Genomic DNA, 24,023 nt, shown 5'->3' with positions numbered 1-24,023 from the left:
CGGCGGCGTCTTTCGATGTAGTCGGCTTCTTCGTCATCTCGATCTCCTAATCGATAAGATGAACCAGAAATCCTCCTCTATTCAAATCCTCAAATCTGTCCAACGGGTGCTGACGTCAGACACTGTTCATGTTACCTTCGCTGCATCGCCGAGCCTGCAGGAAGGTGATGAAGTAGGCGGTTGAAACTGTCGCAAAGCCGAAATTGCCTGGCGCATAGAAAAGCAGACGGACCGTCTCAACGCGCTCAGCGATTTCGCAAGAACGTTCGACCAATGCTAATGCTGACCAAGACGCTCCCGGCAACCAAGCTCGGAATGTCGACCGTAGGAACGAGCGACAGTGGGAAATCCCCTGCTGCTTCGCCTTCGAACTGGGTGTAGAACTGCGCTGTGACCCCAAGATAGGCCAGACCAATGCCGCAAATAATTGCGATGAGATCGATTGGCAGCAGTACGTGACCAATTGCCTGATCTTGTGCCTGATCAGCCTGCCCATTTATCCATTTTTGCGACAAGCCTCTGAATGCAAACAACAAGTATAAACCCACCGGCAATATGAAGAGTGATTGCACCACAACGTCTGGAACCAAAATGATCGCCGCCAAGATGCTGGCCGAAAGAAACGCCAAGAGCGCGGCTATTGCGAGTAACAGAATGAAAGTGCCTCCTTGCCAGGCGTCAAGCATGCCGACGCGAGATTGATCTGCAGGTTATTTCAGCGGCTTGATCGGACCGGATGCATTGAAAGACACGTCCAACGCCGGCAGAAACTCGTCGATCTCGTGAAACTCGTCCATCTGCTCCAACGGCGTGGTATCATGATAGCTGAGTGCTGCCTGAAGAAAGGTCTCAAGGTCTCGTGCGATGATCGGTCGATACTCCCAATCGTGGTAGACTCTCAGAATCTGATTGGCGTCACCGGTATGAACACCCTGAAGGTCGATCACCAGATAATCACCGCCACCATTGTGAAACAAAGGCAACCAAGCCGGATTCCACCAGTTTTCCAGTGTAAAGTCGTATCCAATCATTCCGTCCAGTTCGGCTTTCGTCTCGAAAACTTCTGACAATGGCTGGAGCGTCATGTTGTTTACAAACGTCTCAAAGCGAACAGGATCCTGACCGTCATGCCAGAGGTAAAGCGCCTTCACCGCATCCGGCAGAACGATCCGATACTTGTTTTCCAGACTTGCGATCTCGTCAACTGAAACTGGAGGACGAAAACTTTCCATGAGGGCTGGTCGCTTAGCCTCCAAGAGCAGCTCAAGCTCTGACAAAAGATTGGGGACAGTTGTTTCGGCCAATGTGGGTGATGGGCCAAGAAGCGCGGCAAAGAGTGCTAACAGCTTGTTCATTGCAAACGACGCTTCTCACTTGTGGACTAAGAGGGCATCTGGTTTGCCGACCTTCGCAGCGTTACCAAAAAAATGCAAGATGGGCTCACTGAAGACCTTCTCTGCATGTTGTCCGAACGGCCGATCCGGCGCTGGCGTACTATTTCGCCCTCAGCCGTAAGCGACCCCTAGAACATGACAGCGGAATTCGAGAAGTCGGTTATCGGCGCTTGCTAGAAGCCAAGGTCTGGCGAACCCAATGGACAGTGGACTGATCGCCGTGATCTTCGGCATCACTGACCTGCTCGACAAGCTCCGCAAACGCCCAAAGAGCATTGACTTGCGCCTCTGGCATACCGCGTGTTTCCAAACTGACGCTCAAATACTCGTATTTCTTGTGGCATTGCGCGCTGCCGCCACATGCCTTGGCCAGAGTTTCAATTGTATTGGCAAGCACGTCCCAGCCCGGACGGTCTGGCCATCGATCCTTGATTTTATCTTCCCTGACTTTGCCTTTGCTTCCGCAGATTTCGTCGTCCATCGTTCAACGCTCCCTGTCTTGTGTTTTCGCTTTTGCCACAGAAGGCCTCTGAGATCGCAGTCCCGCTAGTGCATCCTTGGCCTTAGACTGTGCCAAGGATTTGTCCTGAAGCGAACGCTTCTCGGCTGCCCCCCGGTCCTTGGCCGCTGCTTTCTCTTTCGCGTGTTGCTGTCGTGCCTTTTGTGTGGCTTGGGCGGCCCGGCTTTGAGCCTTTGCTTGCGCATCGACTCTTTGCTCCAACTGGGTCTTGGCCGCGTTTCTGTCTTGCTCGCCTTGTTTTCGGGTAGCTTCGCGGAACTTGGCGTTCCTTTCCTCTAACTGGTTATCCCGCTGTTCCGCCTGCATCTTGGCCGACGGGCCTTGTGACGGTGATAGTTGAGTAGCTGGTTTCGACTTGTTTTCAGTGCCTTGCACGTCATTGTTCATTATTCTTCCCTCCATACCATCTCTAAGCGTTTGCAAAGGTCGGGCTTCGCCGTCACCGGTGGCTCTCGTTTCCTGCCGCATACCTCGATCATTCCGCCGCTCGGCGTTTCGCCACTGAGATTGAAGCTCGCCGCGTTCCACTTTCTGCCGTGTGATGAGGTCGGCGCGTTCTTCCTGGAACCGAGCATAAAGATCGCGGTGATCCTGCGCCCGCGCCTCACTCAACTTGTCGAGGCGTCGGCGTAAAGGGCGGTCGTACCAATCCTTGAAATTTGCCAAGTTTTGCTTCTCAAGACCAAGGATCGTCGCATTTCGCAGCCGCGCGTTTTGGAGGTTAACCCAAGTGAGTTTGGCCAACCCGATATCCTTAAACGCTGGATCGCCTGACGCACGTTGCAACCGCGCTGTTTGAATCGAAAGCGACAACCGACCGTAGAACGTGCTGTCAAGCTTGTCGAATTCACGTTTACGCCGCCACTTGTCGCGGCCGTATTGCTTCCACAGGCCTTTGTTTGCCGCGTTATATACCTTCCGCTCATTCCGTATCCGTGCCTTCCATCGGTCGCGCAGATGCCCTTTCCTCGCTTGATATCTTATGCTCAGATCAGCCCATTCCTGTTTGTGCTTCGCAGTCTGCTCCTTTGAGCGCTTGCGAAGGTCTTGGCGCGCGCTTGAACGCGCTCTTTCAGACTTCTTCTGCCGAACATGGTTGCGCCGCTCGTCTGCACTATACCGCTTCTTCATGCAGTCCTGCCGCTCGTGCTTCTCGGCGCGGTTATGGCTCACGATGTTGCCCCGGTCGCGCTCGTATTCGTAGGCCCAGCGATCCAAGGCGCGGGTTTGATTTGGTCCGCACGTTGCCAGTTTTCCGTTCTCAGGGTTCACCCGGTTCACTACGATATGGACATGGGGATGACGGGTGTCGTTGTGGCAGATAATGATCGCTTGATGCTTCTCCATACCGATGGTCTTGAGGGCTTGATTAGCGGCGCGCTCCATCTCGGCGCGGTCGAGCGATGCAGCCTCCTTCGGGTGCCATGATAAGGCAAAGGTCTTGACCGGCAACTTAGCCTTACGGCCAGTCGCCTTCTCTCCCGCCTGGCGTTTAAGACGGTTGGCGTCCCTCGCTGTCGAAATCATGATCGCTGTTGCGACGTCGGTTCGGTCGGTCGCAAGGTTGCGCATGGATGTCCATTCGACGCGGTCCGCGCTTGTGCGATGCTCCGTTTCGCCAAGCTCTTTTCGGTCGTGCAGGTAGTAATCCATTGCCCCCTTGAAGCTCATGCCGGGGGCGTGATCCGCGAAACTACAATTCATGGATCATGACCCGCAGCAAGCCGCTCCACAGCCGCAAGAACAGCGCTGAGAGTTTCGGGGAATGACCGCGGCAACGGCTCGCCTCGATTGGCAACACGGGCGATCTGGTTGAGATTGACTCCTACGCGGTTCAACTCGACCAGCGCTGTGGTGTTAACCTGCTGGGGTTCGGTCGATGCAGTGACCCGATGACCAAGGATCGCGCGGCGGCAATAGTCAGACAGAGAAAGCCCAGACCGCGCCGCCTTGGCCTCCACACCCGCCCGCTCGAAGGTTGTCAGCCGCACACCGACCACCGCCACACGACCCTCCCCCGGCGCGGCCTTCGGGCGACCAATTGGCTTGCCCAAATCACTCATGCCCGGCCTCTGATCGTGGCTCGCGTCGCGCAGCGACAAGCGTTTTTGTTTACAAAAACTATGCTTGCTACCCTAAGTCCAAAACCGGTCATGGCTGGTAAACCGGTATGGGCGTCAGGTAGGTCGTTTCCTCACCGGCCAATTTGACGAAGCCTTGAAGGGTGGGCAGCGCGGTGATTTCAGAAGCCAGAACAACGCGCACGACTTCTTCTTTAACCGACTGCGTTGTCGAACGTTTTCCATCGGTGCCGGAAGATTGGCCGAGCGACATGACCTGATAGCGCGCATCGCCGATTAGCTTGGATTGCCGCTCTGCAGAGTTCGCATCAGTGGCCCGTAGGATCACTTTGTTAGACAGGCTATTGGTGATCGTGATGGCACCGTTCCGACCGTAGAGAAGCTCCACTTGTTCGAAGTTCTGGATACCTGCGACGACGCGAAAACCAGTCTTTCGTAGCTCGGTAACAGCGGTTTTCAGAGACGGAATTTCGCCGAGGCCTGATAGCTCATCAATGATGATCCAGACCCGATTGTCGCGGTCTTCGCCAAGGTCGCAGGCGGTGGTAATGATCTGATCCAACCAGCACGAGATCAGATTCTTGGCCTCTGGTAGTTCCCGCTTCCGATACGGAATGAAGATCGACGGGCGGTCTTTGCCTTGCTCAACCCATTCGCGGACGGAGAAGCCACCTGGGCGCAGATGCTCCCAGAATTTCAAGGTCTCAAAGTACGTCATTCTGACGTTGTTCAAAGCCTTATCATTGATCCCAAGCGATGCCGCTGCTGTTCCATGAATGAAAGGGGCCAATGCCTCGGCCTCTGCCCCCGTCAGAAGGTGGAAGAGTTCTGAGTGATCGAAGGTGTCACCTGCCTCCTCGACAATCCGCTGGTAGCCGCGTGCAGTCGCCGAAAACATCGCCTTCGCCATTTGGTGCCACTGTGCGGCCTCGCCCACGCCGTCGCCAATGAACGACTGGGCAAGCGCCGACCAATCCGACGGCGCGCGCACCTCGTTCATCGGCAACCAACCTGGAAACGCTGGATCAAAGGGCGACAAGATCACATCGTCTGGCTGATTGAAGGCGGTCCACATATCGTAGTTGGTATCGACCACAACAACGGTATCTCCGCGTGCTCTGAGATGAGCCACCATGTTCTTGAGTAGCTGGGTTTTACCAGTACCCGTCGCCCCTTCGATCAGCATGTGCAACGATTCCAAATGCTCTGGGAGGCGCACGTTACCAAGCGGAACCCCTTCGGCTTCCATGGGTGCGTCCAAACGGCTCACCTGCGCTCCGCCCTTGTGGCGACGCTGGATGGCAGGTCTGCCGGGGCTCGCTGTTAGGCAGATCAGCCCAGCGATCCCGCCGAACACAACGCCAAGCGCCATGAGAAATACTCCCGGCCAGCCGCTATGATCGTTGGCACCGGTTAGCCCCATCAAGAAGCCCAGACCGGCAAGCCCTGCAAACGGCATGACCCCAAACTTGAGCATGAATTTGCGAAACTGAGCTTGCGCTTCAAGCCCTGCACGGTGGGCTGTAACATCATCTTCTCTGGTAATCATTGTCTGCCCTCCTCAAGCCGCGACAGCGAGTTCAGAAGCATTGCGATGAACTTCCATCAGTTGTTTGACCAACAGGATTTGCTGGTCCCTTAGCGAGCTTCCTCGCCTTGCCGGACAGCGGTCAGGGAGAAGGTAGCCTTTCTGTCCATCATTGATGATTTGAGGCAGCGCCCTGTGCAGCGAAGACAAGCCGTAGGACCGCAGCGCATCGTCCCATTCGCGCTCGAAGTACCCCCCGCCGCCTGGCACAAACCGCAAGGCTTCGCCGGGCTGCCCTTCATGGGGCAAGTCCGGCGACGGCGAAAGCCGCGCCTTTTGTTCTTTTGATTGTTCTTTATAGGAAAGCTCATGAGTGGACACTTTCTGAGCCACCTGTGAACCCTTTTCCTTGGCAGAAAGGCTCGCTTTTGAACCCTTTTTCTTGGGGCGAAACGGAACGATCTTGCACGGTGCCAAGAGCTTGTAGTACGTGTAGTTGCCCGCACCGCGCCCTTCGCTGCGTGACAACCAGCCCGCATCGATCAACTGCCTTATGGCGCGTTTCAGGGTTGATAGCGGCAGACCAAGAAACTCCATCAAGGTTGCCAAACCAGGACTAAGCTGGCCGGTTTCGTCGTTGGCGAACTGGACAGACAGGGCAGAAGCGACAAGCTTGGCTGTCGAATTCAGGTTTCTGACTTGCAGGACGGCCTTCTGCCATTCAAAGCGGTTTAGCCTAGACATTGGCACCTCCCGCGATTGCGTTGAGGGCCGCGAACGGGTAGAAGGTGAATGTAGATTGAAGACCAAAGCCGTTGAGGTGGGTGGCCGCCCCCTCGACGGTTTTTCCCTTTTTGGGGCTTGCATCAGCCCGGAAACCGTTTACCGTCTCCTTGTAAGTTGTTGATTTCTCGTCGTGAACAAACGGGGTCCGTTTACAGAAAAATCGTTGAAAAACAGTCCGCACATGCGGATTGCAAATCCGTGTACACCGGTTCGATTCCGGTACTCGCCTCCATTTATTTTCAAGCATCTCACGTTCACCCAACATGAGTAGAAATCCAGTTTTCACCCAACTTCCACGAACTCATGCTCACTTCATGTTCTGATCTTCTGCCTTATGTGCCAGTTGGCTTGCCAGAAACTGATCCCAAGTAGTCCCTATGTGTTTCCATCATTTGAACACGACGAATGAGTACAGTAACTGACAAACTTGCCACGAAACGCACGAAAGTCGGCTGAAATGGAGGGGGATTTGATGGGTTCATATGTGGCAACAAGTGAGTGGAATAAATGTAGCCACACCAACTCCTCTAAGCACAATATTCAATATGTGATTAGCTACTTGAAAAGCAAGAGTGGTGCCCGGGGGCGGAATCGAACCACCGACACGAGGATTTTCAATCCACTGCTCTACCCCTGAGCTACCCGGGCACGGGTGAACGGTTCATCGTTCGGGTGGGCGGGTTGTAGACGCGGGGTCGGGCGGTGTCCAGAGGGAAAATGCAGGTTTTTCAGTGCGGACGTCGAGTTTGTTTCTGCTCCTGCTGAGACAGTGCATCAGCCGCTTCATTCAGGTCCTCAGGGGCCTCGGCTGGGACGGCGTAAGAGCCATTCAACCAGCGCCCCAGATCTACGTCCGAGCAGCGGCGTGAGCAGAAGGGGCGATACTTTGGGTCAGCTTCCTTTTGGCAAACTGGGCAGCTCACGACACGCCCTCCAAACAACTGCTCAGGCTCATACGCTCGCGCTTTCTTTGCAGCTCGAAGTGGCCCAGAGTGGTCCAGCCGACCAGCGACGTCTCGATGCCATCTGCGCGAAACGCGGTGCGGAGGGCTTGCTCGATCTGTCGGCGGTCTTTCTTTGGGCTGGGGGCGAAATCGACAACGATTTGTCCACCCAATCCGCGACATCTGAGCGCACGTGGCAGGGCCTTCGCCGTTGCAATGTTCGCTTTCAGTCCTGCGGCAGGGGTGGTGTCACTTCCCGTATTCACGTCGACAGCGACAAGCGCCCGCGTGGGTTCAACGAACGCAAATGCACCACCAGACAATCGCACGAACGGGCCTTTCGCAAGATCGACCAGATCAGCGACACCGTGGCGCATAAATGCTCCTTCGGCATCATCCAAACGATCGGGTTTGGGCCACTCTCGCCAAGCCTGATGATGCGGATCAGCCCCGTCAATCAACAGCTCCGGCGTCGTCCCGTCGGCGTCCTGCCTTACAGTACGCGACAGCTCGAGCATCTGGGCAATGTCATTCGCAATCTCGTCATCTGAGCCGGTGATGGAAACTGATCGCAGGATGAGCCCTTCTTGAGCGTCGCCCATAACCTCATGCGCGATTTCCAGCAAACGGACGCGCTCATCATCATCTTTGATCGAGCGGCTGACGTTAATGCCCGGTGCATCCGGCGTGACGATGGCAAATCGGCTTTTGAACAGAAGCTTTTGCGTCACCGGCGTCGCTTTACCATCCTCGGCAAAACCAGTCACCTGTACCAAAATGGGTTGGCCGGGTTTCAGCCCCTTGCCTTGACGCAGGAACCCAGTCTCTTTCCCTGGCAGGCGCAACATCATACCGCCCTGCCCTTTCAGTGGCCGGTCACAGATCGCGCGGAAAGTTGCTCCGGGCAGAGTCACATTGTCGGGCGGTTCGATCAGTAAGTCCTCTAATTGACCATCAACGATATGAGCCGCGGCCATGCGACCTTGATAGTGATCGAGTGCAATCACACTGCCTTTCATGAGCCTTCTCCGTAAAGCGGGTATCCTGCGGCAACCAATAGCGATGCCGTTTCGGCGACCGGCAAACCAACCACGCCGGTATAGCTGCCTTGCAGCCAAGTAACGAATGCACCTGCCGGGCCTTGAATGGCATAGCCGCCTGCCTTCCCACGCCAATCATCCGAGGCAAGGTAGGCATTAAGCTCTGCATCAGAAAGCCGCTTAAACTTAACTGTAGTCACAACATCACGCGCCCACGTTTGGTCTGTATTGCGGACAACCGCTGACGTGATAACCCTGTGGCGCCTTCCAGAAAGGGCCAGCAGAAACTCGGCCGCCTGCCCAACATCTTCCGGCTTTCCCATAATGCGACGGCCCAGCGCGACGGTGGTGTCCGCACAAAGAACAACCTCGTCCGAAGCGACGGACATCGCGTCGGCTTTAGCCGCAGCGATTCGGCGGCAGTAGTTCAGCGGTATTTCGCCCTTCAATGGCGTCTCATCCACATCGGGCGGGCGGACGTCATCTGCGACAAGGCCGAGTTGCTCCAGCAACTCGGCCCGTCTTGGGCTGCCTGAGCCCAGAATCAGTTTAGGACGCGTCATGCGCGGCCGCGCTTACTTAAAGCGGTAGTTGATCCGACCTTTGGTCAGATCATAGGGGGTCATTTCGACCTGCACCTTGTCGCCTGCCAGAACACGAATGCGGTTTTTACGCATCTTTCCTGCCGTATGAGCGATAATCTTATGGCCGTTTTCCAGCTCGACCAGAAATGTCGCATTCGGCAGGAGTTCCTTAACGACACCGGGGAATTCGAGCAGTTCTTCCTTGGCCATGTTCACTCCTGTATTTTCGCCCACCCTTCGTAGGCGCCACCTAAATGGGGCTAAACCGCTCGGTTTTCAAGGGTAATTCGGTCCGCAACGGGTTTAGGTCGCGGTTTAGGCACCTGCACTGGTCGGGGGGCCGAACCGACCAAGGATTTTTTCGCGTATTTGGTCACGTGTTTGCCGGTAAGCTGCAAGCTTTTCGTCCCGGCGTGTACCCAACCCGGTTGGGTCCAAGATGGGCCAATACTCAACTTCCAGATGGAACACCCGTGTCAGTTCCAAAGCGCGCCGCTGGCTGGCTGGAGACAGCGCGATCACAAGATCAAAGCTCGACAAATCGTCGCCCCATTGCTCCATCTGGTCAAAACTGCGCACACGGTGGTTTGACAGCACAATATCCAGCTCTCCACAGACCGAGATCGAGAAGCCATCAATCTCCATATCACTATGGACGCCAGCAGATTGAATATAGATGTCATGGCCATAGAAAGCCTTCATCATCCCCTCGGCCATCGGTGAGCGTACTGCGTTGTGATCACAGCAAAAAAGCACCGATTGGGGACGATCAGCTACCATTCATTATCCCCAGTGCAACACACAGATCAGGGTGAACAGGCGACGCGCCGTATCAATGTCGATATCTGCTTTGCCCTCAAGCCGTTCCTGCAGCACCCTCGCGCCTTCGTTATGTATACCGCGACGCGCCATATCGATAGCCTCGATTTGGCTGGGTGGCAGTTTCTTAACCGCATCGAAGTAACTTTCACAGATCGCAAAATAGTCCTTTACGACCTGGCGAAATGGGCCGAGCGACAGGTGGAACTCGGCGGCCGGATCGCCTGTTTCGGTCTTGGTATCAACCACAAGACGCTTGTCGCGTATCGCAAGCCCAAGATGGTATGGGCCGTCGGGCGGCGTTTGGCCATCACGCCCTGTCAGCTCGAAGCTGTTATCCTCAAGCAAATCAAATATCGCCACTTTGCGTTCTTGTTCGATCGCAGGTGTTGGGGCGGCCAGCCCCGTATCATCAATTTGGATGTCGGTAATTCGGTGTGTTGTCATTGGAGCCATCAGAGGGTCAATCGTTTAAGGCGTCAAGTCGGGCCCGCACGGATAATCCGTGCGCTTCCAAACTTTCGGAAATAGCGAGGGTCTCGGCGGCTGGTCCCACAGCCGACAGTGCGGCTGGCGTCATGCGCGCCAATGTCGTGCGTTTCAGAAAATCCATGACCGACAGGCCGGAACTGAACCGGGCAGATCGCGCGGTGGGAAGAACGTGGTTAGGACCGCCAACGTAATCACCGATGGCTTCTGGGGTCCATTGACCCAAGAAAATCGCGCCTGCGTGGACGCATTTGACGGACAGCGCTTCTGGGTCGGACACGCAAAGTTCCAAATGCTCAGGTGCGATCCGGTTGGACAAGGCTGCCGCTTCGTCCAGATCAGAAACCGTGATGACGGCTCCAAAATCGCGCCAGCTCGCGCCTGCGATCTTTCGCCGGTCGAGTGTCTTTAGGCGTGCGTCGACGGCCTGCGCCACTTTTCGGCCAAAAGCTTCATCCGTCGTGATCAACAAGGATTGCGCGCTTTCGTCATGCTCCGCCTGACTCATCAAATCCAAAGCGAGCCAATCGGGGTCATTGTCTGCATCGGCGATCACAAGAATTTCCGAGGGGCCCGCGATCATATCAATCCCAACCTTACCAAACACGCGGCGCTTTGCGGCCGCAACGAAAGCGTTCCCCGGACCAGTGATCTTGTCGACGGGCGCGATGGTGTCGGTCCCATAGGCCAAAGCGGCCACTGCCTGCGCGCCGCCGATCCGGTAAACCTCGTCCACGCCCGCGATTTTTGCCGCCAGCAACACCAATGGATTTGCGATCCCGTCAGGCGTAGGCACAGTGATCGCCAGACGATCGACGCCAGCAACCTTCGCCGGAATGGCATTCATCAATACCGAAGACGGATAGCTCGCCAGTCCACCAGGAACATATAGACCGGCAGCAGAAACCGGCGTCCAGCGCCAGCCAAGCTCTGCCCCTGCTTCGTCTGTCCAGCGTTGGTCATCCGGCATTTGGCGCGCGTGATAGGCGCGAATACGGTCAGCGGCCAATTCAAGTGCCGCCCGATCCGGATCCGAGACTTTAGCGCATTCTGCCTCGATCTCTTGGGCGGAATACCGCAATGTCTTGGGGGTTAGATCCAAACGATCAAATTTCGACGTCAGCTCAATCACCGCTGCGTCACCCCGCGCACGCACGTCCGCGATGATCCCGGCAACGATGTCGTCCACCTCTGGGCTGTCTTCGCGCTTCATAGACAAAAGCTCGGTGAACCGCGCCTCAAAATCGGCATCGGAGGAGTTCAGAAACTGCGGCATGATCTATTCCGGGTGCTCCGGTGTGTGCTTTGATGGGGCAATATAGGGGCGTGTCACATCTTGAAGTGTGACATCCAGTGTCTCGACCTCCAGTGCGATGGCGCCATCGCCCGCCAAGACCAGTTCCAACCGGCCCATTCCGTCCTCGCCCTCAGCGAAAGACAGGGACAAAAGCGATAAGATCATGTCCTTGTCGCCGCGTTCGATCCCCTGACTTTGCACTTTCAGAACATCGGATACCGAAAGTACAGATTGAACACGTTCGACCGGGCGCGCACGTTGATTTGCGGCAATCACGTCTTCCCAACGAAAGCGGTTCAGCAGAAGCGAGAACCGCCGATGCTTTGCGTCCCACCCCATCTCGTTTGCTGGGAACACGGCGTCCTGCACCAATGTGCTGACGACCTGCAAGTCTTCCTGATCCATCGCAAGAAGGCGCAGGGCGTCTTCGCCACCATCTTCAAACTTTGCGTCTTGTGAAGTGTCGCTCATTCTTTGATCCGTTCGATTTTGGCCCCGATTGAGGACAGTTTACGCACTACTTTCTCATACCCACGATCAAGGTGATAAACGCGGCTCACAACCGTTTCACCCTCGGTGGCCATCCCGGCAAGGATTAAAGACACAGATGCCCGCAAATCCGTGGCCATGACCGGTGCGCCTTTCAGCTTATCAACGCCGTGAACCGTCGCCGTACCGCCTTGCACTTCGATATTCGCGCCCATCCGGGTCAGTTCCGGGGCGTGCATGAAGCGGTTTTCGAATATGGTTTCGTGTAGAACGGATGTGCCCGCAGCCGTACAAAGCATCGCCATCATCTGCGCTTGCAGATCGGTCGGGAAGCCGGGGAACGGTTCGGTGGTCACGTCAACCGCAGACACACGCCCGTTCTTACGCGCGACCTTAAGGCCGCGTTTGGTTTCTTCGACCTGAATACCCGCCGCATCCAGCTTTTCAACGAAGCTTTTCACAAGATCAATTCGACCGCCAAGGCACTCGACCTCTCCGCCCGCAATCGCAGGGGCCAGCATATAGGTGCCAAGCTCGATCCGGTCGGTGACAACGGGATGCGTGGCCCCATGCAGACGATCCACACCTTGGATCACAATCTCAGAGGTGCCGTCGCCCTCGATCTGGGCACCCATTTTTCGCAGGCAGTCCGCCAGATCAACGATTTCGGGTTCGCGAGCCGCGTTCTTAAGAACGGTCGTTCCCTTGGCCAATGTGGCCGCCATCAAGATGTTTTCGGTCGCACCAACGGATGCGAAGGCCAGTTCAATTTCTGCGCCCTTCAAACCGCGCGGCGCTTTTGCATGAAGGTAGCCGTCTTTCAGTTCAATCTCGGCCCCAAGCTTTTCCAGCCCAAAAATGTGCAGGTCCATCGGGCGTGCACCAATTGCACAGCCTCCGGGCAGCGAGACGACAGCGTGTCCCAACCGCGCCAGCATCGGGCCCAGAACCAAGTTAGACGCACGCATCTTGCGCACGATGTCATAGTCGGCCACGTGGTTGTTGATATCATGGGACGACATCGCCAGAACCTGCCCGTCTTGCATCGAGGTCGCCTCTGCCCCCAATGATGCCAGCAATTCGGTCATGGTCTTGATGTCTGACAGACGCGGTGCATTGGTCAGCGTCAGCGGCTCCTCTGACAACAATGTCGCGGGCATCAACGTCAAACACGCGTTCTTTGCCCCCGCAATTGGAATTTCGCCGTGCAGTTCACCACCACCAGTTACAACTATCGAATCCATCTGCCCGCCTTTTCTATTCTTCTTGCGTGTTCTGCGACTGCTCAACACCCTGATCCGATCGCGCACGCGCCTGAGATTTGCGCCGTGCCATATTGGCCTTCAGCGCAGCCTTCAGCCGTTTTTCGCGATCCGCCCCTTTTTTCGGGGGATTCTCAGATGTCTTCTTACGCTCCATAACCCCTTCTGTAACGCAGGTATAAAAAAGGGTCCAGAATGCGCTTGCGTCGCGCGCAGATTAGGGCTACTCAGCCGCCCACGAACAAGATGCTGTGGTAGCTCAGTGGTAGAGCGCGTCATTGGTAATGACGAGGTCGGGAGTTCAATCCTCCCTCACAGCACCACCCAATCAAACTCACTCTCCACCCTGCAACACGCAAAGCAATCAGTCTTGCCGTGCGTCGACCCATTCGCTCTTGATGGCGCCGGCATAAAAAACGCCGCGCAGATTCCTGCACGGCGTCTCTTCTGTTGTGTAGTATAGCTCGCTTACATGCCCAGCGCTGTTTTCACCTGAGTCAATGCAGCTTGAAGCAACGCAGGGTTTTTCGATGCAGCTTCAACAGCGGTTTTCAACGCCGTTTTCTTTGCATCATCCAGCGATGACCCATCGATCAGTTCATTGACCGTATCAGCATTGAACCCTTCTGGGGTCAGTGCGGTCACCGCATCGGCCGTTGCAGCATCCGTACCGGTCACGGCATCTGCCGCCGCTTCCGTTTCGGCAGTCGCATCGGAAACCGCTTCGCTTGTGGCCTCTGCTGCAGTGTCTGCGGCCGCATCAGCTGTTGTTGCGGCACCCGTCACCGCATCTGTCGCTGATTGAACAGCACCTTCAACGGCATCCGTCGCTGCGCCAGTGGCTTGATCCAACACTTCTGAGACAGCTCCGTTTTCACCAATAACACCTTCCACAGCGTCGCCAACAGCATCGGCTACACCCTCGACAGCGGTGGTCGCGGCTTCAGTTGCTGCATCTGCAGCACCTTCTACGGCGTCTGTGGCTGTTTCTGCGGCTGCGGCGGCCTCTGCTGCGGCTTTCTCAGCTGCTTCCTTAGCAGCAGCCTCGGCGGCAGATGCTTCAGCGGCGGCGGCCTCTTCAGCAGCTTTGGCTTCAGCGGCAGCTTTCTCAGCCGCTTCAGCTGCGGCCTTTTCGGCGGCTTCCTGTGCGGCTTTTGCATCTGCAGCAGCCTGCTCGGTAGCCATTTTTGTTTGATTGTTATCGTACCAGACATAACCACCCACGGCAGCCACCCCCAGAATAACAAGAGCAATGATGGTATTTTTCATGTCGACATCCTCAACTTGTCTATACATGCGCTGCACAGATTTGTGCCGCGTCACGAAGGGATTTGCGGTTTTGGACAACCGAACGCAAGGGGAGTTTCCCGCAATGCGCATCAAAACGCCAACTTCTTTGAATTGATTGCGAAAACCGGCTGGTCTTGGCGCAAAGATCGCCCATCTGCCGGCAAAAAAACAGGACATGGCCAACAAAGACCCCCGATTTGACGTTATCCGCTTGAAACACGAGGGGTTGGGCCTTACCTTCCGCTTCCAAAGTTAACTGAAACGTCAGAAGGAATGGCACAATAGCCCGCAGACCTCATAACGCGCCTCCACAGCGCGACACCGGCCCCCGCGTTAACGAACGCATCAAGGCCACCGAAATCCGCCTTATCGGCGCAGATGGTGAAAATGGCGGCGTCGTGTCGCCCGCTCAGGCCATGGTATTGGCCGCAGAAGCTGGCCTTGATCTGGTTGAGATTTCGCCAAACGCCACCCCACCCGTGTGTAAAATCATGGACTTCGGCAAGTTCAAATATGAACAGCAAAAGCGGGAAAGCGAAGCGCGTAAGAAGCAAAAGACCATCGAGGTCAAAGAGGTCAAGTTCCGCCCGAACACCGATACACATGACTACGAAGTCAAAATGCGCAACGTGTTCAAATTCCTTGAGAACGGAGACAAGGTGAAGGTTACGCTTCGTTTCCGTGGTCGTGAAATGGCGCACCAAAACCTTGGGCGTGAGCTGCTAGAGCGGGTTGCTGAAGACACCAAAGAAACTGGTAAGGTTGAGAACATGCCGAAGATGGAAGGTCGTCAGATGGTTATGATGATCGGTCCTCTTCCCAAGTAACCCAACTTCAAAACAGAAAAAACGCCCTGCATCTGCGGGGCGTTTTTTTGTGGGTGCCTCGAAATCAGGTGAAAAGCCCACCTATCCTCGGATCGCTTCAAGCAACTGGCCGTCGCGCAACAATGTAGCGACGCAGCTCTTTGGCAGGATAGCTTCCGCTTTCTATGATCTCGAAACCCTGTGCGGTTATTGCGCCCTCCAGTTCTTCAATCGCCAAAAACAGTACATTCGGCGCCTTACCCAGAAGCTTCATCACCGGAAGCGCAAGACACATGGCGTAGTAGATTGCAGGGCCGAAGCCTCGTGGTTTGCAAAAGGTCTTTGAGACAAAAGTCCCGCCCGGCTTCAGGAGGGCATGCGCGCGGCCAAGAGTAGAGGGTAAATCATCCACAAGATGCAGAACGTTGTGCGCCAACACGGCATCGAACGGGCCGTCAATGTCGCGCAACGCAGCACTTGCGACTTGGAACGACACGTTTTCGATCCCGTGCGCCTTAGCCTTTTTTTGACCAATCTCGATCATTTTTGGCGATATGTCTGTCGCTGTGATATGGGCCACGTTGGGCGCCAAATCCATCGCTGTCGATCCTGTGCCGGAACCAATCTCTAAAATGTAGTCTTGTGCGCCCAAGTAGGACCGTGTCCGCTCAAGCGTATACCTGTAGCTTTCTTCATCCTTAATTGGGGTCTTGGCGTATTTCGGGGCAGCATCGTCCCAGAATTTTGCAGAACTGATCATCGGTCACTCCTTTTTTCCGGACCTTTTCGCTGACAGTACCCATACGCATGATCGATAGAAATTGCCTAAATTCGCAGTTGGTCTATACATATTTGCATGAATTGGCAGGCAATCTCATTCGATTGGAATCAGGCGCGGGCATTTCTGGCCACCGCCGAAGAAGGCTCGCTATCCGCTGCTGCGCGCGTTCTAGAGCAAACACAGCCCACAGTCGGCCGTCAGGTGGCAGGTCTAGAAGACAGGCTGGGTATCGCACTGTTTGAGCGTGTCGGCAGGGGATTGGTTTTGACGCCGGCTGGACGATCACTGCGAGAGCATGTGCGCCACATGGCCGATGCGGCGGCTCAGGTCTCGCTTGCGGCGGCCTCACACACTCAATCCATCGAAGGTCTGGTGCGGATCACCGCCTCGGACGTTTATGCGGCTTATCTGCTGCCCCCCGTCCTGCGCCATCTACGTGATATCGCCCCGAAGCTCGAGATCGAGATCATCGCCGCAAATGACATTCGCGACATTCAGCGACGCGAGGCCGATATCGCGATCCGCCATGTCAGACCAGAACAACCAGAGCTCTATGCGCGGCTGGTTCAGGATGCCACCGCGCATTTGTATGCCGCGAACGATTATGTTGCCCGTCGAGGGCGGCCGACCACCAAAGCCGAACTGTCACACCACGATTTTGTTGGTATCGGGGAGACCAGTGAGATGATTGGTTATCTGACCCCATTGGGGATCAACCTTACGCCGAACAACTTTCACATCGGAAGCAATAGCGGCGTTGTCGCGTGGGACTATGTTCGTCAGGGGCTCGGCATCTCGTTCATGTCTGACGAGGTCGCAAACGTGACAAAGGGTGTGACTCGGATATTGCCCGAAATGGAGCCTGTGGTGTTTCCGGTTTGGCTGATCACACACCGTGACCTTCACACCAGCAAGCGTATCCGCCTGATCTTTAATACGTTGTCGGAGTTTTTGTCGCGCAACCTAAAGGCCTGACAGGCGCACAAAGTAAAAGTAGATGGGCCGTCTGAATTCTCAGACGACCCAATCATGGAGTATACCGTTTACCAAACATGTCTCATTCATCTGATCGCAGCAGACGCGCCAGACGAATCCGACCGCTTTCAAACTCGACGTCTCGTCGGAACAAAGCGATCAAACGGCCAATGCAAGTGATTCCTGTATTCGCTGTGGTTGCAAATTGCCATTTCACACGCAACGACTGCAAGCGAAATACACGTTCCGCCACGTCAAGACCACTTTAGCGATAGGCAGGTGCACCTTACCGTTGGAAGATCGGGCAATTGGTGCTGCATTGACGCATTTCCGGTGCTCTGCCACAGTTGCGGAAACCACCGGCAGATAAACCAAATATAGGCCAACCATATGCAATCGCAGACAAAACTATGCGTGTTATTCGACGGCGCTTTCGGGGCTGGGTCGTGAACCTACGCGTCACCGCCGTGACCTGCGTAAAGAACGAAGGCGCGTTCTTGCTGGAATGGCTGGCCCATCACCGCGCGATCGGCTTCACTGACTTTGTCGTTCTAAGCAATGATTGCGATGATGGTACCGATCTGATGCTCGATCGGCTCGGCCAGATGGGGGTGCTAAGCCATATTCGCAACGAGGGCCCCTACGATCAGGGTGGCGTCCAGTGGACTGGCTTCAAGATTGCCGACAAACATCCCGCAGTACGCGACGCCGACTGGTTGATGACATTGGATGTCGACGAATTTGTGAATATTCATACGGGTGATCACACGCTAGCCGCGCTGATTGCTGCCTTGCCCGACGCCGATGCAGTCACTCTGACATGGCGATTGTTTGGCAACGCCGGTATCGCCAGCTACGCCGACCAACCTGTGACCGAGCAATTCGTTCATGCCGCACCCGAAGTTATGGCCTGGCCTTGGCGTGCCTTCATGTTCAAGACCCTGTTTCGCAACCGCGGAGCATACAAGAAACTCGGGGTTCATCGACCGCGCGCGCCGGTTGATGGCAAAGCTGACCAAGCGCGCTGGTTTGACGGGCATGGACGCGAGTTGCCCGCTCATTTTCAACGCGGGCAGATATTCTCACCTTTCAATCGTCCCAATTACGGTTTGGCCCAATTAAACCACTATCCCTTGGGCGCTATGGAAAGCTTTATTCTGAAATGCGACCGTGGGCGCGTTAACCGATCAGAACAGCCGATTGGCATGGATTATTGGTGCGAGCGAAACTGGAACGCTATCGAGGACCGATCCATACTCAACACCATCGACATTCGCAACGCCGCCCTGCACCAACTGACCGCCGATCCGCAGCTTGCCGAACTTCACACGTCAGCGGTCCAGTGGCGAAAGAAGAAGTTCGTGGCCTTGATGCAGGAGGAGCCCAACAGAGCTCTTTTGGGACGTCTCATGACAACACCTTACGCGAATCCCATCACTGAAGATCAAGCGCGCTTTCTCTACCGTTTTGTACAATCACCGCAGGTCGCTAGGGATTAGGCAACGCCGCGCAACAGTGGCGTAGATTATTAACACTTCATCAACATTTTGCCGCAATGCGCGCAAATTCGCGCCGGGTTTTGCCCCCAAATCATAGATGGGGATAGGACGAATATGAGTGAGTGGGTGAGATGCAGGGAGAAACGCCAGCAGGCGGTGGGTCAGTAGATCTGGCCACCGTCTCGAATGAAAAATGGTTGGATGTGATCGAGGATTTGGGCGAGGAGCGAGGGTATTTCGAGCCGCTCGGCGCCAAACATTCCGCCATCCTAACCGATGAGGGGTCGACGCTTGTCGTCACCTTCGAGACAATTGAAGAAATCCGCAAGTCAACGCCGCTTCACCAGCCGCGTGGCTGGGACATCGTGCGTGGCAATGGGTGGTCAAACCTCTGCGTTCTGGCCCACGAAGACACATGGTTTCGTGACCGGGCCGTCTATGGATTCTTTGATCGGCTGATCGAAGACGGTTTCTTTGAAGAGTTCGAGAAAGTGATTTTCTACGGCGCAGGCATGTGTGGATATGCAGCGGCAACATTCTCGATTGTCGCGCCCGACGTCACGGTTATTGCCGTACAACCGCAGGCAACTCTTGATGCCACTCGGGCAGAGTTTGACCGGCGGTATCCCACGTCGCGCCGCCTTCGCTTTGATGACCGGTACGGCTTTGCTCCGGACATGATCGAGCTTGCTCAAGACGTGTTCATTTTGTTCGATCCGGCGATATCTCAGGACACGGTTCATGCCAGCGCTTTCGAGCAAGGCAATGTGCGCCATATTAGATGTCGCAGGCTGGGTCGGTCACTGGGACGCGCCCTTTGGAACATGGGTGTAACGCAGCGGTTGATAGAGCAAGCCGCTGAGGGCACGCTTTCTCGCATGTCATGCTATCAAACCCTTCGCATTCGCCATCGCTATATGCCGTACTTACGCAACCTTCTTACGGGGGTCGAGGCCAAGGGAAAGCCACTGATGGTAAGACGTCTGGCTGCCCCGGTCGTGGCACAGCGCAACGCGCCACATTTCAAGCAAGCGCTAGAGCGGGCCAACGCCGCATTGGGGGAAACCGGCGACTGATTTCCTGTCCCCACACAATAAAGCGCGATGTTAAACCGTCATTAACCCTGATGGCCAATAGTGACGGTATGAAACAACTACGCAAACCCCTTACGGGGACGCCACTCCCACCAAGTTCCGCATCAGGGCCTGCCGGCCCCCTGCACCCCGCCGATGAGCTGGCCGCGCTGCGCCGGGCGCGGGTACAAATTGACGCCCGCGAGCAGGTTCTTCTGGACCATTTTCGCGACTTAGGTGTTTCAAGCCGGGCAGGTACTTCAGATCTAAGGGGCACATCCCACAGGATTGATCTGATCCAGCATCAAAAACAGGTTCTGGACATCACGCGCCTACCACAGACCATCGTGTCGAATGCCGCATACTATCGAACCCAACGGTCAGTATTTGTCACGACACGGCGGTTAGAGCAGGATCATCAATCGACGCACATTCTGACGCGCTGATCTACCGAATCATCTGGTGCGAAACGTGGGGCTGCGTTATGCCCGGTTCCGATGACCCAGACACTGACACTCCGCCGTCCCGATGACTGGCACCTGCATCTGCGCGACGGCGCGATGTTGAACGCCGTTCTGCCTGAAACCGCTCGTCATTTTGGCCGCGCCATCATCATGCCGAACCTTGTGCCGCCCGTGGTCACAAGTGCCGCCGCCAGCGCTTATCGCGATCGCATCATGGACGCCCTGCCCGATGGGATGCGTTTTGAGCCATTGATGACGCTCTACCTGACCGAGGATACCGACCCAGTGGATGTTGCGGCAGCGCACGCCTCGGGTCTGGTTAAGGCGGTCAAACTCTATCCCGCTGGTGCGACGACAAACTCGGCCTCGGGCGTCCAAGATTTCGACAAGGTTCGTCCCGTACTCGAGAAAATGGCCGAGATTGGCCTGCCGCTTTGCGTTCATGGCGAGGTTACCGACCGCGAGATCGATATTTTCGATCGCGAGGCAGTGTTCATTGATCGTGTGCTTGACCCGATCCGCCGCACCACCCCGGAATTGCGCGTTGTGATGGAGCATATCACCACCAAAAACGGTGCGGACTATGTAAAAGCAAACGCGCGCAACATTGGTGCGACCATCACGGTTCAACACCTGATCTTGGATCGCAACGATATGTTGGTGGGCGGGATGCGCCCTCATTATTATTGCCTGCCCATCCTGAAGCGCAGCACACATCGTGAGGCCTTGATGGCGGCTGCGACGTCGGGCGATGCGCGGTTCTTCCTTGGAACAGACAGCGCGCCCCACCCGACCCATGCCAAAGAGGCTGAATGCTGCGCGGCGGGCTGTTTCACAGCGCCCAATGCCCTGTCGATCTTGGCCGAAGCCTTTGAGGGTGAGAACGCATTGGACAAGCTCGAGGGGTTCACCTCGCTTCACGGCCCGGCCTTTTACGGTCTCCCCGTGAATACGGACACGATCACCATGACCAAGGGCGACCCCGTCGCCTATCCTGAAACGATAACGGCCGGCGACCACACCGTTACCGTCTTCGACCCCGGCTTCCCGCTTTATTGGCGGGTCAACGATACGTAAAAGAACAAGGACGCTGCCATGATCCCTTCAACCTTCCCCACCAAAGACGAAATCGCCCGTCTCACCGCCCGGATGCTGTTGGAGATCGGGGCCGTAAACTTCAACACAGATGAGCCGTTCACATTGGCCTCTGGCCTGCCCAGCCCGTCTTATATCGACTGCCGTAAACTGATCAGCTTTCCCCGCATCCGTTCGACCCTGATGGATTTCATGGCTGTCGAGATCATGCGCGAAGCAGGGTTCGAAGCCTTCGACAACATCGCCGGTGGGGAAACCGCAGGCATCCCGTTTGCGGCAATGGTCGCGGAACGCCTGGCACTGCCGATGACCTATGTGCGCAAGAAGCCCAAAGGCTACGGTAAGAACGCCCGAATCGAAGGCGCGATGAGCGAGGGCGAACGCGTGCTTCTGGTCGAGGATCTGACCACCGATGGCGGCTCCAAGCTCAGCTTCGTCGATGCGATTCGCGACACGGGCGCGTCCTGTGGCGCGACCGCCGTGATCTTCTATTACGACATTTTTCCTGAAACCGAAAAAACGCTTTCGGATCATGGTGTTCAGCTCATTCACCTCTGCACATGGTGGGATGTTCTGGCAGAAGCCAAAGCACAAGCCACGTTTTCCACTGACACATTGGATGAAGTCGAACGGTTCCTGAAAGACCCGCGCGCCTGGCAAAAGGCGCGGATGGAAGCCTGACTGCCACTATCTATAGGTACAACTTTGCGAGGCTCCACCAAATATGGTAGGGTCTCGTGTGCTGTCGGCTTATCCACAAAGATAACCACAGAAACATACATTTTGCTTTGGCCACGCCAAAAGCCTAGAACAATCCCCCAAAGGGGCAGGCAGTCATGAACGAGATCAGCAGTTTTCAGCAGGGCACAAATGCAGGTGACGGCGAGGTGCAAGACGCCCTGCCCCATCACATTGAGGCTGAGCAGCAGCTTCTGGGTGCCGTGTTGACCAACAATGACGTCTATGACCGTGTGGCGTCGATCATCAACGCAGGTCACTTTTACGAACCCGTCCATGCACGCATCTGGGAAATTGCCGCCAGTCGCATCTCGAAAAACGCGCTCGCCAGCCCGGTGACGCTGAAAGCGTTTATGGAGGATGACGAGGGCTTGAAAGAGCTGGGCGGCCCCGCCTATTTGGCGCGTCTAGCCGGTGCAGCGATATCCAGCTTTGCCGCGCGTGACTATGCACAGATGATCTATGATCTGGCGATCCGACGGCAGTTGATCCAGCTTGGGCGGGACATCTCGACCAAAGCACAAAAGGTCGACATCTCGTCCGAACCCAAAGAGCAGATCGTCGAGGCAGAGCAAGCGCTCTATAAACTTGGCGAGGCTGGCCAAACCGATAGCGGCTTCCAAAGCTTCCTGAAAGCCGTGACCGAAGCCGTGCAGGTCGCCAACGCCGCCTATCAGCGCGAGGGTGGTCTGGCCGGTATTTCGACCGGCCTGTCAGACATGGACACCAAGCTCGGTGGGCTTCACCCGTCCGACCTCTTGATCCTTGCGGGTCGCCCTTCGATGGGGAAAACGTCGCTTGCCACCAACATCGCGTTCAACGTGGCCAAGGCCTATAAGAAAGGCACACGCCCGGACGGCTCAGAGGGGGCGATTGACGGTGGTGTCGTTGGCTTTTTCTCGCTTGAAATGTCCGCCGAACAGCTTGCGGGTCGTATCCTGGCCGAAGCCTCCGAAATCTCGTCCCACAAAATCCGTCAAGGCGATATGGATGAAGGTGAGTTTCGTCGTTTTGTGCAAGCCGCGAAAGACCTTGAAAGCTGCCCGTTGTTCATCGACGACACGCCCGCGCTGCCCATCAGCCAGCTCGCCGCCCGTGCCCGCCGTCTGAAACGGACGCACGGGTTGGACTTGTTGATCGTCGATTACCTGCAACTTTGCCGCGGCACCGCCGAGAACCGCGTAAACGAGATTGCCGAGATTTCGATGGGCATGAAGGCCATCGCCAAGGAACTGGCCATCCCGGTCATCGCGCTCTCTCAGCTGTCGCGCCAAGTTGAAAGCCGCGACGACAAACGGCCACAGCTTTCTGACTTGCGTGAATCCGGTTCAATCGAGCAAGACGCCGACGTCGTCATGTTTGTGTTCCGCGAAGAATACTACAAGGAACGCGAAAAACCCGGCGATCACGAGCTTGACCGCATGGCCGCTTGGCAAGACGAAATGTCGAGCCTACATGGCAAAGCCGAAGTCATCATCGGCAAACAACGTCACGGCCCGATTGGGACGGTCGAGCTGTCGTTCGAGGCCCAGTTCACCCGCTTCGGCAACCTCGTCAAAGCATGGCAACAAGGTGCGAACGACGGCTTCTGATGATGATCACATGACAATTACAGGCGTCAATCACATCACGCTTGCGGTGACCGACCTCAACCGGTCCCTCGCATTTTATACATCCTGTCTGGGCGCCACGCTCCACGCCAGTTGGGCACGCGGAGCATACCTTACGCTCGGCGACCTCTGGTTTTGCCTGTCACTCAACGATGCTCCTGTAAAGCCGCGCACCGACGACACCCACCTCGCCCTGTCATGCGCACCGGAAGATTTCGCGGCACTTAGCACCAAAATCACCCAGCGTGCTGACATCTGGCAGGAAAACCGCTCTGAAGGCGCATCGCTCTATTTTCTCGATCCTGACGGACACAAGCTCGAACTCCATCTCGGAGACCTCGCCTCACGCCTCCACCACTATCGCCAACGCCCGGCAAAAGGTGTGCAGGTCCACACCTGAAATCCCCATTTTCTTTCCAGAAATATCCTGGGGTGAATGCGCGCCAGCGCAGAGGGGCA

Annotated in this window: 29 protein-coding genes and 2 tRNA genes; 11 read left to right on the top strand and 20 right to left on the bottom strand. The window is 56.0% G+C overall.

All coding sequences use genetic code 11. The features are described from left to right. On the top strand, positions 1 to 184 hold a 184-nt coding region (locus tag V6N04_RS17505; RefSeq protein ID WP_371171483.1), incomplete at its 5' end, for a hypothetical protein. A gap of 61 nt (positions 185 to 245) precedes the next feature. Here V6N04_RS17505 and V6N04_RS17500 read toward each other — a convergent pair. The 18 genes from V6N04_RS17500 to V6N04_RS17415 all read right to left on the bottom strand — a co-directional run bounded on the left by V6N04_RS17500 (position 246) and on the right by V6N04_RS17415 (position 13,390). Further along, entirely contained in the window at positions 246 to 686 is a 441-nt protein-coding gene (locus tag V6N04_RS17500) for a hypothetical protein (RefSeq protein ID WP_371171482.1), read from the bottom strand. Between the two features lie 24 nt (positions 687 to 710). Continuing rightward, positions 711 to 1,355, bottom strand: coding sequence for an SMI1/KNR4 family protein (locus tag V6N04_RS17495; protein ID WP_371171481.1), 645 nt, complete (start codon positions 1,353 to 1,355; stop codon positions 711 to 713). Positions 1,356 to 1,554: 199 nt separating this feature from the next. Continuing rightward, positions 1,555 to 1,875, bottom strand: coding sequence for a hypothetical protein (locus tag V6N04_RS17490; RefSeq protein ID WP_371171480.1), 321 nt, complete (start codon positions 1,873 to 1,875; stop codon positions 1,555 to 1,557). Positions 1,876 to 1,878: 3 nt separating this feature from the next. Beyond that, the gene (locus tag V6N04_RS17485; RefSeq protein ID WP_371171479.1) at positions 1,879 to 3,618 is read right to left on the bottom strand and encodes a relaxase/mobilization nuclease domain-containing protein; all 1,740 of its coding nucleotides are present in this window, start codon (positions 3,616 to 3,618) and stop codon (positions 1,879 to 1,881) included. After that, a complete protein-coding gene (locus V6N04_RS17480) occupies positions 3,615 to 3,977 on the bottom strand; it encodes a plasmid mobilization protein (protein WP_371171478.1) in 363 nt (120 codons plus the stop codon). The genes V6N04_RS17485 and V6N04_RS17480 overlap by 4 nt, the downstream gene beginning before the upstream one ends. Before the next feature lie 88 nt (positions 3,978 to 4,065). Next, positions 4,066 to 5,544: a type IV secretion system DNA-binding domain-containing protein gene (locus V6N04_RS17475; RefSeq protein WP_371171477.1), complete on the bottom strand. Its 1,479-nt coding sequence runs from the start codon at positions 5,542 to 5,544 to the stop codon at positions 4,066 to 4,068. Between the two features lie 12 nt (positions 5,545 to 5,556). Beyond that, complete coding sequence (locus tag V6N04_RS17470; protein ID WP_371171476.1) at positions 5,557 to 6,267, bottom strand: helix-turn-helix domain-containing protein; 711 nt, start codon at positions 6,265 to 6,267, stop codon at positions 5,557 to 5,559. Positions 6,268 to 6,882: 615 nt separating this feature from the next. Continuing rightward, positions 6,883 to 6,957: transfer RNA gene (locus tag V6N04_RS17465), tRNA-Phe, on the bottom strand. An 80-nt stretch (positions 6,958 to 7,037) separates the two neighbouring features. Further along, on the bottom strand, positions 7,038 to 7,232 hold the full coding sequence (locus V6N04_RS17460; protein WP_371171475.1) for a DNA gyrase inhibitor YacG: 195 nt from the start codon (positions 7,230 to 7,232) through the stop codon (positions 7,038 to 7,040). Next, the gene (locus V6N04_RS17455) at positions 7,229 to 8,272 is read right to left on the bottom strand and encodes a ribonuclease E/G (protein ID WP_371171474.1); all 1,044 of its coding nucleotides are present in this window, start codon (positions 8,270 to 8,272) and stop codon (positions 7,229 to 7,231) included. Before V6N04_RS17455 ends, V6N04_RS17460 begins: the two co-directional genes overlap by 4 nt. Continuing rightward, positions 8,269 to 8,856, bottom strand: coding sequence for a Maf family protein (locus V6N04_RS17450; RefSeq protein ID WP_371171473.1), 588 nt, complete (start codon positions 8,854 to 8,856; stop codon positions 8,269 to 8,271). The genes V6N04_RS17455 and V6N04_RS17450 overlap by 4 nt, the downstream gene beginning before the upstream one ends. 12 nt (positions 8,857 to 8,868) lie before the next feature. Continuing rightward, positions 8,869 to 9,087 (bottom strand): translation initiation factor IF-1, encoded by a 219-nt coding sequence (gene infA / locus V6N04_RS17445; protein ID WP_108856989.1) that lies wholly within the window; start codon positions 9,085 to 9,087, stop codon positions 8,869 to 8,871. A 105-nt stretch (positions 9,088 to 9,192) separates the two neighbouring features. Beyond that, the gene (locus V6N04_RS17440) at positions 9,193 to 9,657 is read right to left on the bottom strand and encodes an arsenate-mycothiol transferase ArsC (protein WP_371171472.1); all 465 of its coding nucleotides are present in this window, start codon (positions 9,655 to 9,657) and stop codon (positions 9,193 to 9,195) included. A 3-nt stretch (positions 9,658 to 9,660) separates the two neighbouring features. Continuing rightward, positions 9,661 to 10,143 (bottom strand): UPF0262 family protein, encoded by a 483-nt coding sequence (locus tag V6N04_RS17435; RefSeq protein ID WP_371171487.1) that lies wholly within the window; start codon positions 10,141 to 10,143, stop codon positions 9,661 to 9,663. Between the two features lie 16 nt (positions 10,144 to 10,159). Beyond that, entirely contained in the window at positions 10,160 to 11,461 is a 1,302-nt protein-coding gene (gene hisD, locus V6N04_RS17430) for a histidinol dehydrogenase (RefSeq protein WP_371171471.1), read from the bottom strand. A gap of 3 nt (positions 11,462 to 11,464) precedes the next feature. Further along, complete coding sequence (locus V6N04_RS17425) at positions 11,465 to 11,953, bottom strand: DUF2948 family protein (protein WP_371171470.1); 489 nt, start codon at positions 11,951 to 11,953, stop codon at positions 11,465 to 11,467. Next, positions 11,950 to 13,215, bottom strand: a complete 1,266-nt coding sequence (gene murA / locus V6N04_RS17420) for a UDP-N-acetylglucosamine 1-carboxyvinyltransferase (RefSeq protein ID WP_371171469.1) — start codon at positions 13,213 to 13,215, stop codon at positions 11,950 to 11,952. Before murA ends, V6N04_RS17425 begins: the two co-directional genes overlap by 4 nt. A 13-nt stretch (positions 13,216 to 13,228) precedes the next feature. Then, on the bottom strand, positions 13,229 to 13,390 hold the full coding sequence (locus tag V6N04_RS17415) for a hypothetical protein (RefSeq protein ID WP_371171468.1): 162 nt from the start codon (positions 13,388 to 13,390) through the stop codon (positions 13,229 to 13,231). 91 nt (positions 13,391 to 13,481) lie between these two features. On the opposite strand from V6N04_RS17415, the gene V6N04_RS17410 reads away from it, so the two are divergent. After that, positions 13,482 to 13,556, top strand: a tRNA-Thr gene (locus V6N04_RS17410). Positions 13,557 to 13,701: 145 nt separating this feature from the next. Here the strand turns inward: V6N04_RS17410 and V6N04_RS17405 are convergent. Further along, complete coding sequence (locus tag V6N04_RS17405) at positions 13,702 to 14,502, bottom strand: hypothetical protein (protein ID WP_371171467.1); 801 nt, start codon at positions 14,500 to 14,502, stop codon at positions 13,702 to 13,704. Between the two features lie 302 nt (positions 14,503 to 14,804). Here V6N04_RS17405 and infC point away from each other — a divergent pair, with 302 nt between their 5' ends. Next, a complete protein-coding gene (gene infC, locus V6N04_RS17400; protein WP_371171486.1) occupies positions 14,805 to 15,350 on the top strand; it encodes a translation initiation factor IF-3 in 546 nt (181 codons plus the stop codon). Positions 15,351 to 15,447: 97 nt separating this feature from the next. On the opposite strand, the gene V6N04_RS17395 is transcribed toward infC, so the two are convergent. Next, positions 15,448 to 16,089, bottom strand: a complete 642-nt coding sequence (locus V6N04_RS17395; protein WP_371171466.1) for a class I SAM-dependent methyltransferase — start codon at positions 16,087 to 16,089, stop codon at positions 15,448 to 15,450. Between the two features lie 96 nt (positions 16,090 to 16,185). Here V6N04_RS17395 and V6N04_RS17390 point away from each other — a divergent pair, with 96 nt between their 5' ends. From V6N04_RS17390 to V6N04_RS17355, 8 genes are all read left to right on the top strand, one after another. Next, positions 16,186 to 17,085 carry a LysR family transcriptional regulator gene (locus tag V6N04_RS17390; RefSeq protein WP_371171465.1) on the top strand — a complete coding sequence of 300 codons (900 nt, stop codon included), beginning with the start codon at positions 16,186 to 16,188 and terminating at the stop codon, positions 17,083 to 17,085. A 410-nt stretch (positions 17,086 to 17,495) separates the two neighbouring features. Beyond that, positions 17,496 to 18,584 (top strand): glycosyltransferase family 2 protein, encoded by a 1,089-nt coding sequence (locus V6N04_RS17385; protein WP_371171464.1) that lies wholly within the window; start codon positions 17,496 to 17,498, stop codon positions 18,582 to 18,584. 131 nt (positions 18,585 to 18,715) lie between these two features. Continuing rightward, the gene (locus V6N04_RS17380) at positions 18,716 to 19,660 is read left to right on the top strand and encodes a phosphoadenosine phosphosulfate reductase (protein ID WP_371171463.1); all 945 of its coding nucleotides are present in this window, start codon (positions 18,716 to 18,718) and stop codon (positions 19,658 to 19,660) included. A gap of 68 nt (positions 19,661 to 19,728) precedes the next feature. Further along, entirely contained in the window at positions 19,729 to 20,103 is a 375-nt protein-coding gene (locus V6N04_RS17375) for a hypothetical protein (RefSeq protein ID WP_371171462.1), read from the top strand. A gap of 51 nt (positions 20,104 to 20,154) precedes the next feature. Continuing rightward, positions 20,155 to 21,198 carry a dihydroorotase gene (gene pyrC / locus V6N04_RS17370; RefSeq protein WP_371171461.1) on the top strand — a complete coding sequence of 348 codons (1,044 nt, stop codon included), beginning with the start codon at positions 20,155 to 20,157 and terminating at the stop codon, positions 21,196 to 21,198. 18 nt (positions 21,199 to 21,216) lie between these two features. Continuing rightward, positions 21,217 to 21,897 (top strand): orotate phosphoribosyltransferase, encoded by a 681-nt coding sequence (locus V6N04_RS17365; protein WP_371171460.1) that lies wholly within the window; start codon positions 21,217 to 21,219, stop codon positions 21,895 to 21,897. Between the two features lie 155 nt (positions 21,898 to 22,052). Next, a complete protein-coding gene (locus V6N04_RS17360; protein WP_371171459.1) occupies positions 22,053 to 23,546 on the top strand; it encodes a replicative DNA helicase in 1,494 nt (497 codons plus the stop codon). Between the two features lie 10 nt (positions 23,547 to 23,556). Continuing rightward, the gene (locus V6N04_RS17355; RefSeq protein ID WP_371171458.1) at positions 23,557 to 23,964 is read left to right on the top strand and encodes a VOC family protein; all 408 of its coding nucleotides are present in this window, start codon (positions 23,557 to 23,559) and stop codon (positions 23,962 to 23,964) included. Positions 23,965 to 24,023: the final 59 nt, after the last annotated feature.

Source organism: Aliiroseovarius conchicola, from assembly GCF_041403445.1.
In the GTDB taxonomy this organism is placed as follows: Bacteria; Pseudomonadota; Alphaproteobacteria; order Rhodobacterales; family Rhodobacteraceae; genus Aliiroseovarius; species Aliiroseovarius conchicola.
Note: the sequence above shows the minus strand (reverse complement) of the source record. Positions and strands in the feature narration are given on the sequence as shown.

Bases quoted from the DNA above. Each gene is read 5' to 3' on its own strand.
- V6N04_RS17500 (WP_371171482.1), bottom strand. From the start codon at position 686: ATGCTTGACGCCTGGCAAGGAGGCACTTTCATTCTGTTACTCGCAATA.
- V6N04_RS17495 (WP_371171481.1), bottom strand. From the start codon at position 1,355: ATGAACAAGCTGTTAGCACTCTTTGCCGCGCTTCTTGGCCCATCACCC.
- V6N04_RS17490 (WP_371171480.1), bottom strand. From the start codon at position 1,875: ATGGACGACGAAATCTGCGGAAGCAAAGGCAAAGTCAGGGAAGATAAA.
- V6N04_RS17485 (WP_371171479.1), bottom strand. From the start codon at position 3,618: ATGAATTGTAGTTTCGCGGATCACGCCCCCGGCATGAGCTTCAAGGGG.
- V6N04_RS17480 (WP_371171478.1), bottom strand. From the start codon at position 3,977: ATGAGTGATTTGGGCAAGCCAATTGGTCGCCCGAAGGCCGCGCCGGGG.
- V6N04_RS17475 (WP_371171477.1), bottom strand. From the start codon at position 5,544: ATGATTACCAGAGAAGATGATGTTACAGCCCACCGTGCAGGGCTTGAA.
- V6N04_RS17470 (WP_371171476.1), bottom strand. From the start codon at position 6,267: ATGTCTAGGCTAAACCGCTTTGAATGGCAGAAGGCCGTCCTGCAAGTC.
- V6N04_RS17455 (WP_371171474.1), bottom strand. From the start codon at position 8,272: ATGAAAGGCAGTGTGATTGCACTCGATCACTATCAAGGTCGCATGGCC.
- V6N04_RS17450 (WP_371171473.1), bottom strand. From the start codon at position 8,856: ATGACGCGTCCTAAACTGATTCTGGGCTCAGGCAGCCCAAGACGGGCC.
- infA (WP_108856989.1), bottom strand. From the start codon at position 9,087: ATGGCCAAGGAAGAACTGCTCGAATTCCCCGGTGTCGTTAAGGAACTC.
- V6N04_RS17440 (WP_371171472.1), bottom strand. From the start codon at position 9,657: ATGGTAGCTGATCGTCCCCAATCGGTGCTTTTTTGCTGTGATCACAAC.
- V6N04_RS17435 (WP_371171487.1), bottom strand. From the start codon at position 10,143: ATGACAACACACCGAATTACCGACATCCAAATTGATGATACGGGGCTG.
- hisD (WP_371171471.1), bottom strand. From the start codon at position 11,461: ATGCCGCAGTTTCTGAACTCCTCCGATGCCGATTTTGAGGCGCGGTTC.
- V6N04_RS17425 (WP_371171470.1), bottom strand. From the start codon at position 11,953: ATGAGCGACACTTCACAAGACGCAAAGTTTGAAGATGGTGGCGAAGAC.
- murA (WP_371171469.1), bottom strand. From the start codon at position 13,215: ATGGATTCGATAGTTGTAACTGGTGGTGGTGAACTGCACGGCGAAATT.
- V6N04_RS17415 (WP_371171468.1), bottom strand. From the start codon at position 13,390: ATGGAGCGTAAGAAGACATCTGAGAATCCCCCGAAAAAAGGGGCGGAT.
- V6N04_RS17405 (WP_371171467.1), bottom strand. From the start codon at position 14,502: ATGAAAAATACCATCATTGCTCTTGTTATTCTGGGGGTGGCTGCCGTG.
- V6N04_RS17395 (WP_371171466.1), bottom strand. From the start codon at position 16,089: ATGATCAGTTCTGCAAAATTCTGGGACGATGCTGCCCCGAAATACGCC.
- V6N04_RS17390 (WP_371171465.1), top strand. From the start codon at position 16,186: ATGAATTGGCAGGCAATCTCATTCGATTGGAATCAGGCGCGGGCATTT.
- V6N04_RS17385 (WP_371171464.1), top strand. From the start codon at position 17,496: ATGCGTGTTATTCGACGGCGCTTTCGGGGCTGGGTCGTGAACCTACGC.
- V6N04_RS17380 (WP_371171463.1), top strand. From the start codon at position 18,716: ATGCAGGGAGAAACGCCAGCAGGCGGTGGGTCAGTAGATCTGGCCACC.
- V6N04_RS17375 (WP_371171462.1), top strand. From the start codon at position 19,729: ATGAAACAACTACGCAAACCCCTTACGGGGACGCCACTCCCACCAAGT.
- pyrC (WP_371171461.1), top strand. From the start codon at position 20,155: ATGACCCAGACACTGACACTCCGCCGTCCCGATGACTGGCACCTGCAT.
- V6N04_RS17365 (WP_371171460.1), top strand. From the start codon at position 21,217: ATGATCCCTTCAACCTTCCCCACCAAAGACGAAATCGCCCGTCTCACC.
- V6N04_RS17360 (WP_371171459.1), top strand. From the start codon at position 22,053: ATGAACGAGATCAGCAGTTTTCAGCAGGGCACAAATGCAGGTGACGGC.
- V6N04_RS17355 (WP_371171458.1), top strand. From the start codon at position 23,557: ATGACAATTACAGGCGTCAATCACATCACGCTTGCGGTGACCGACCTC.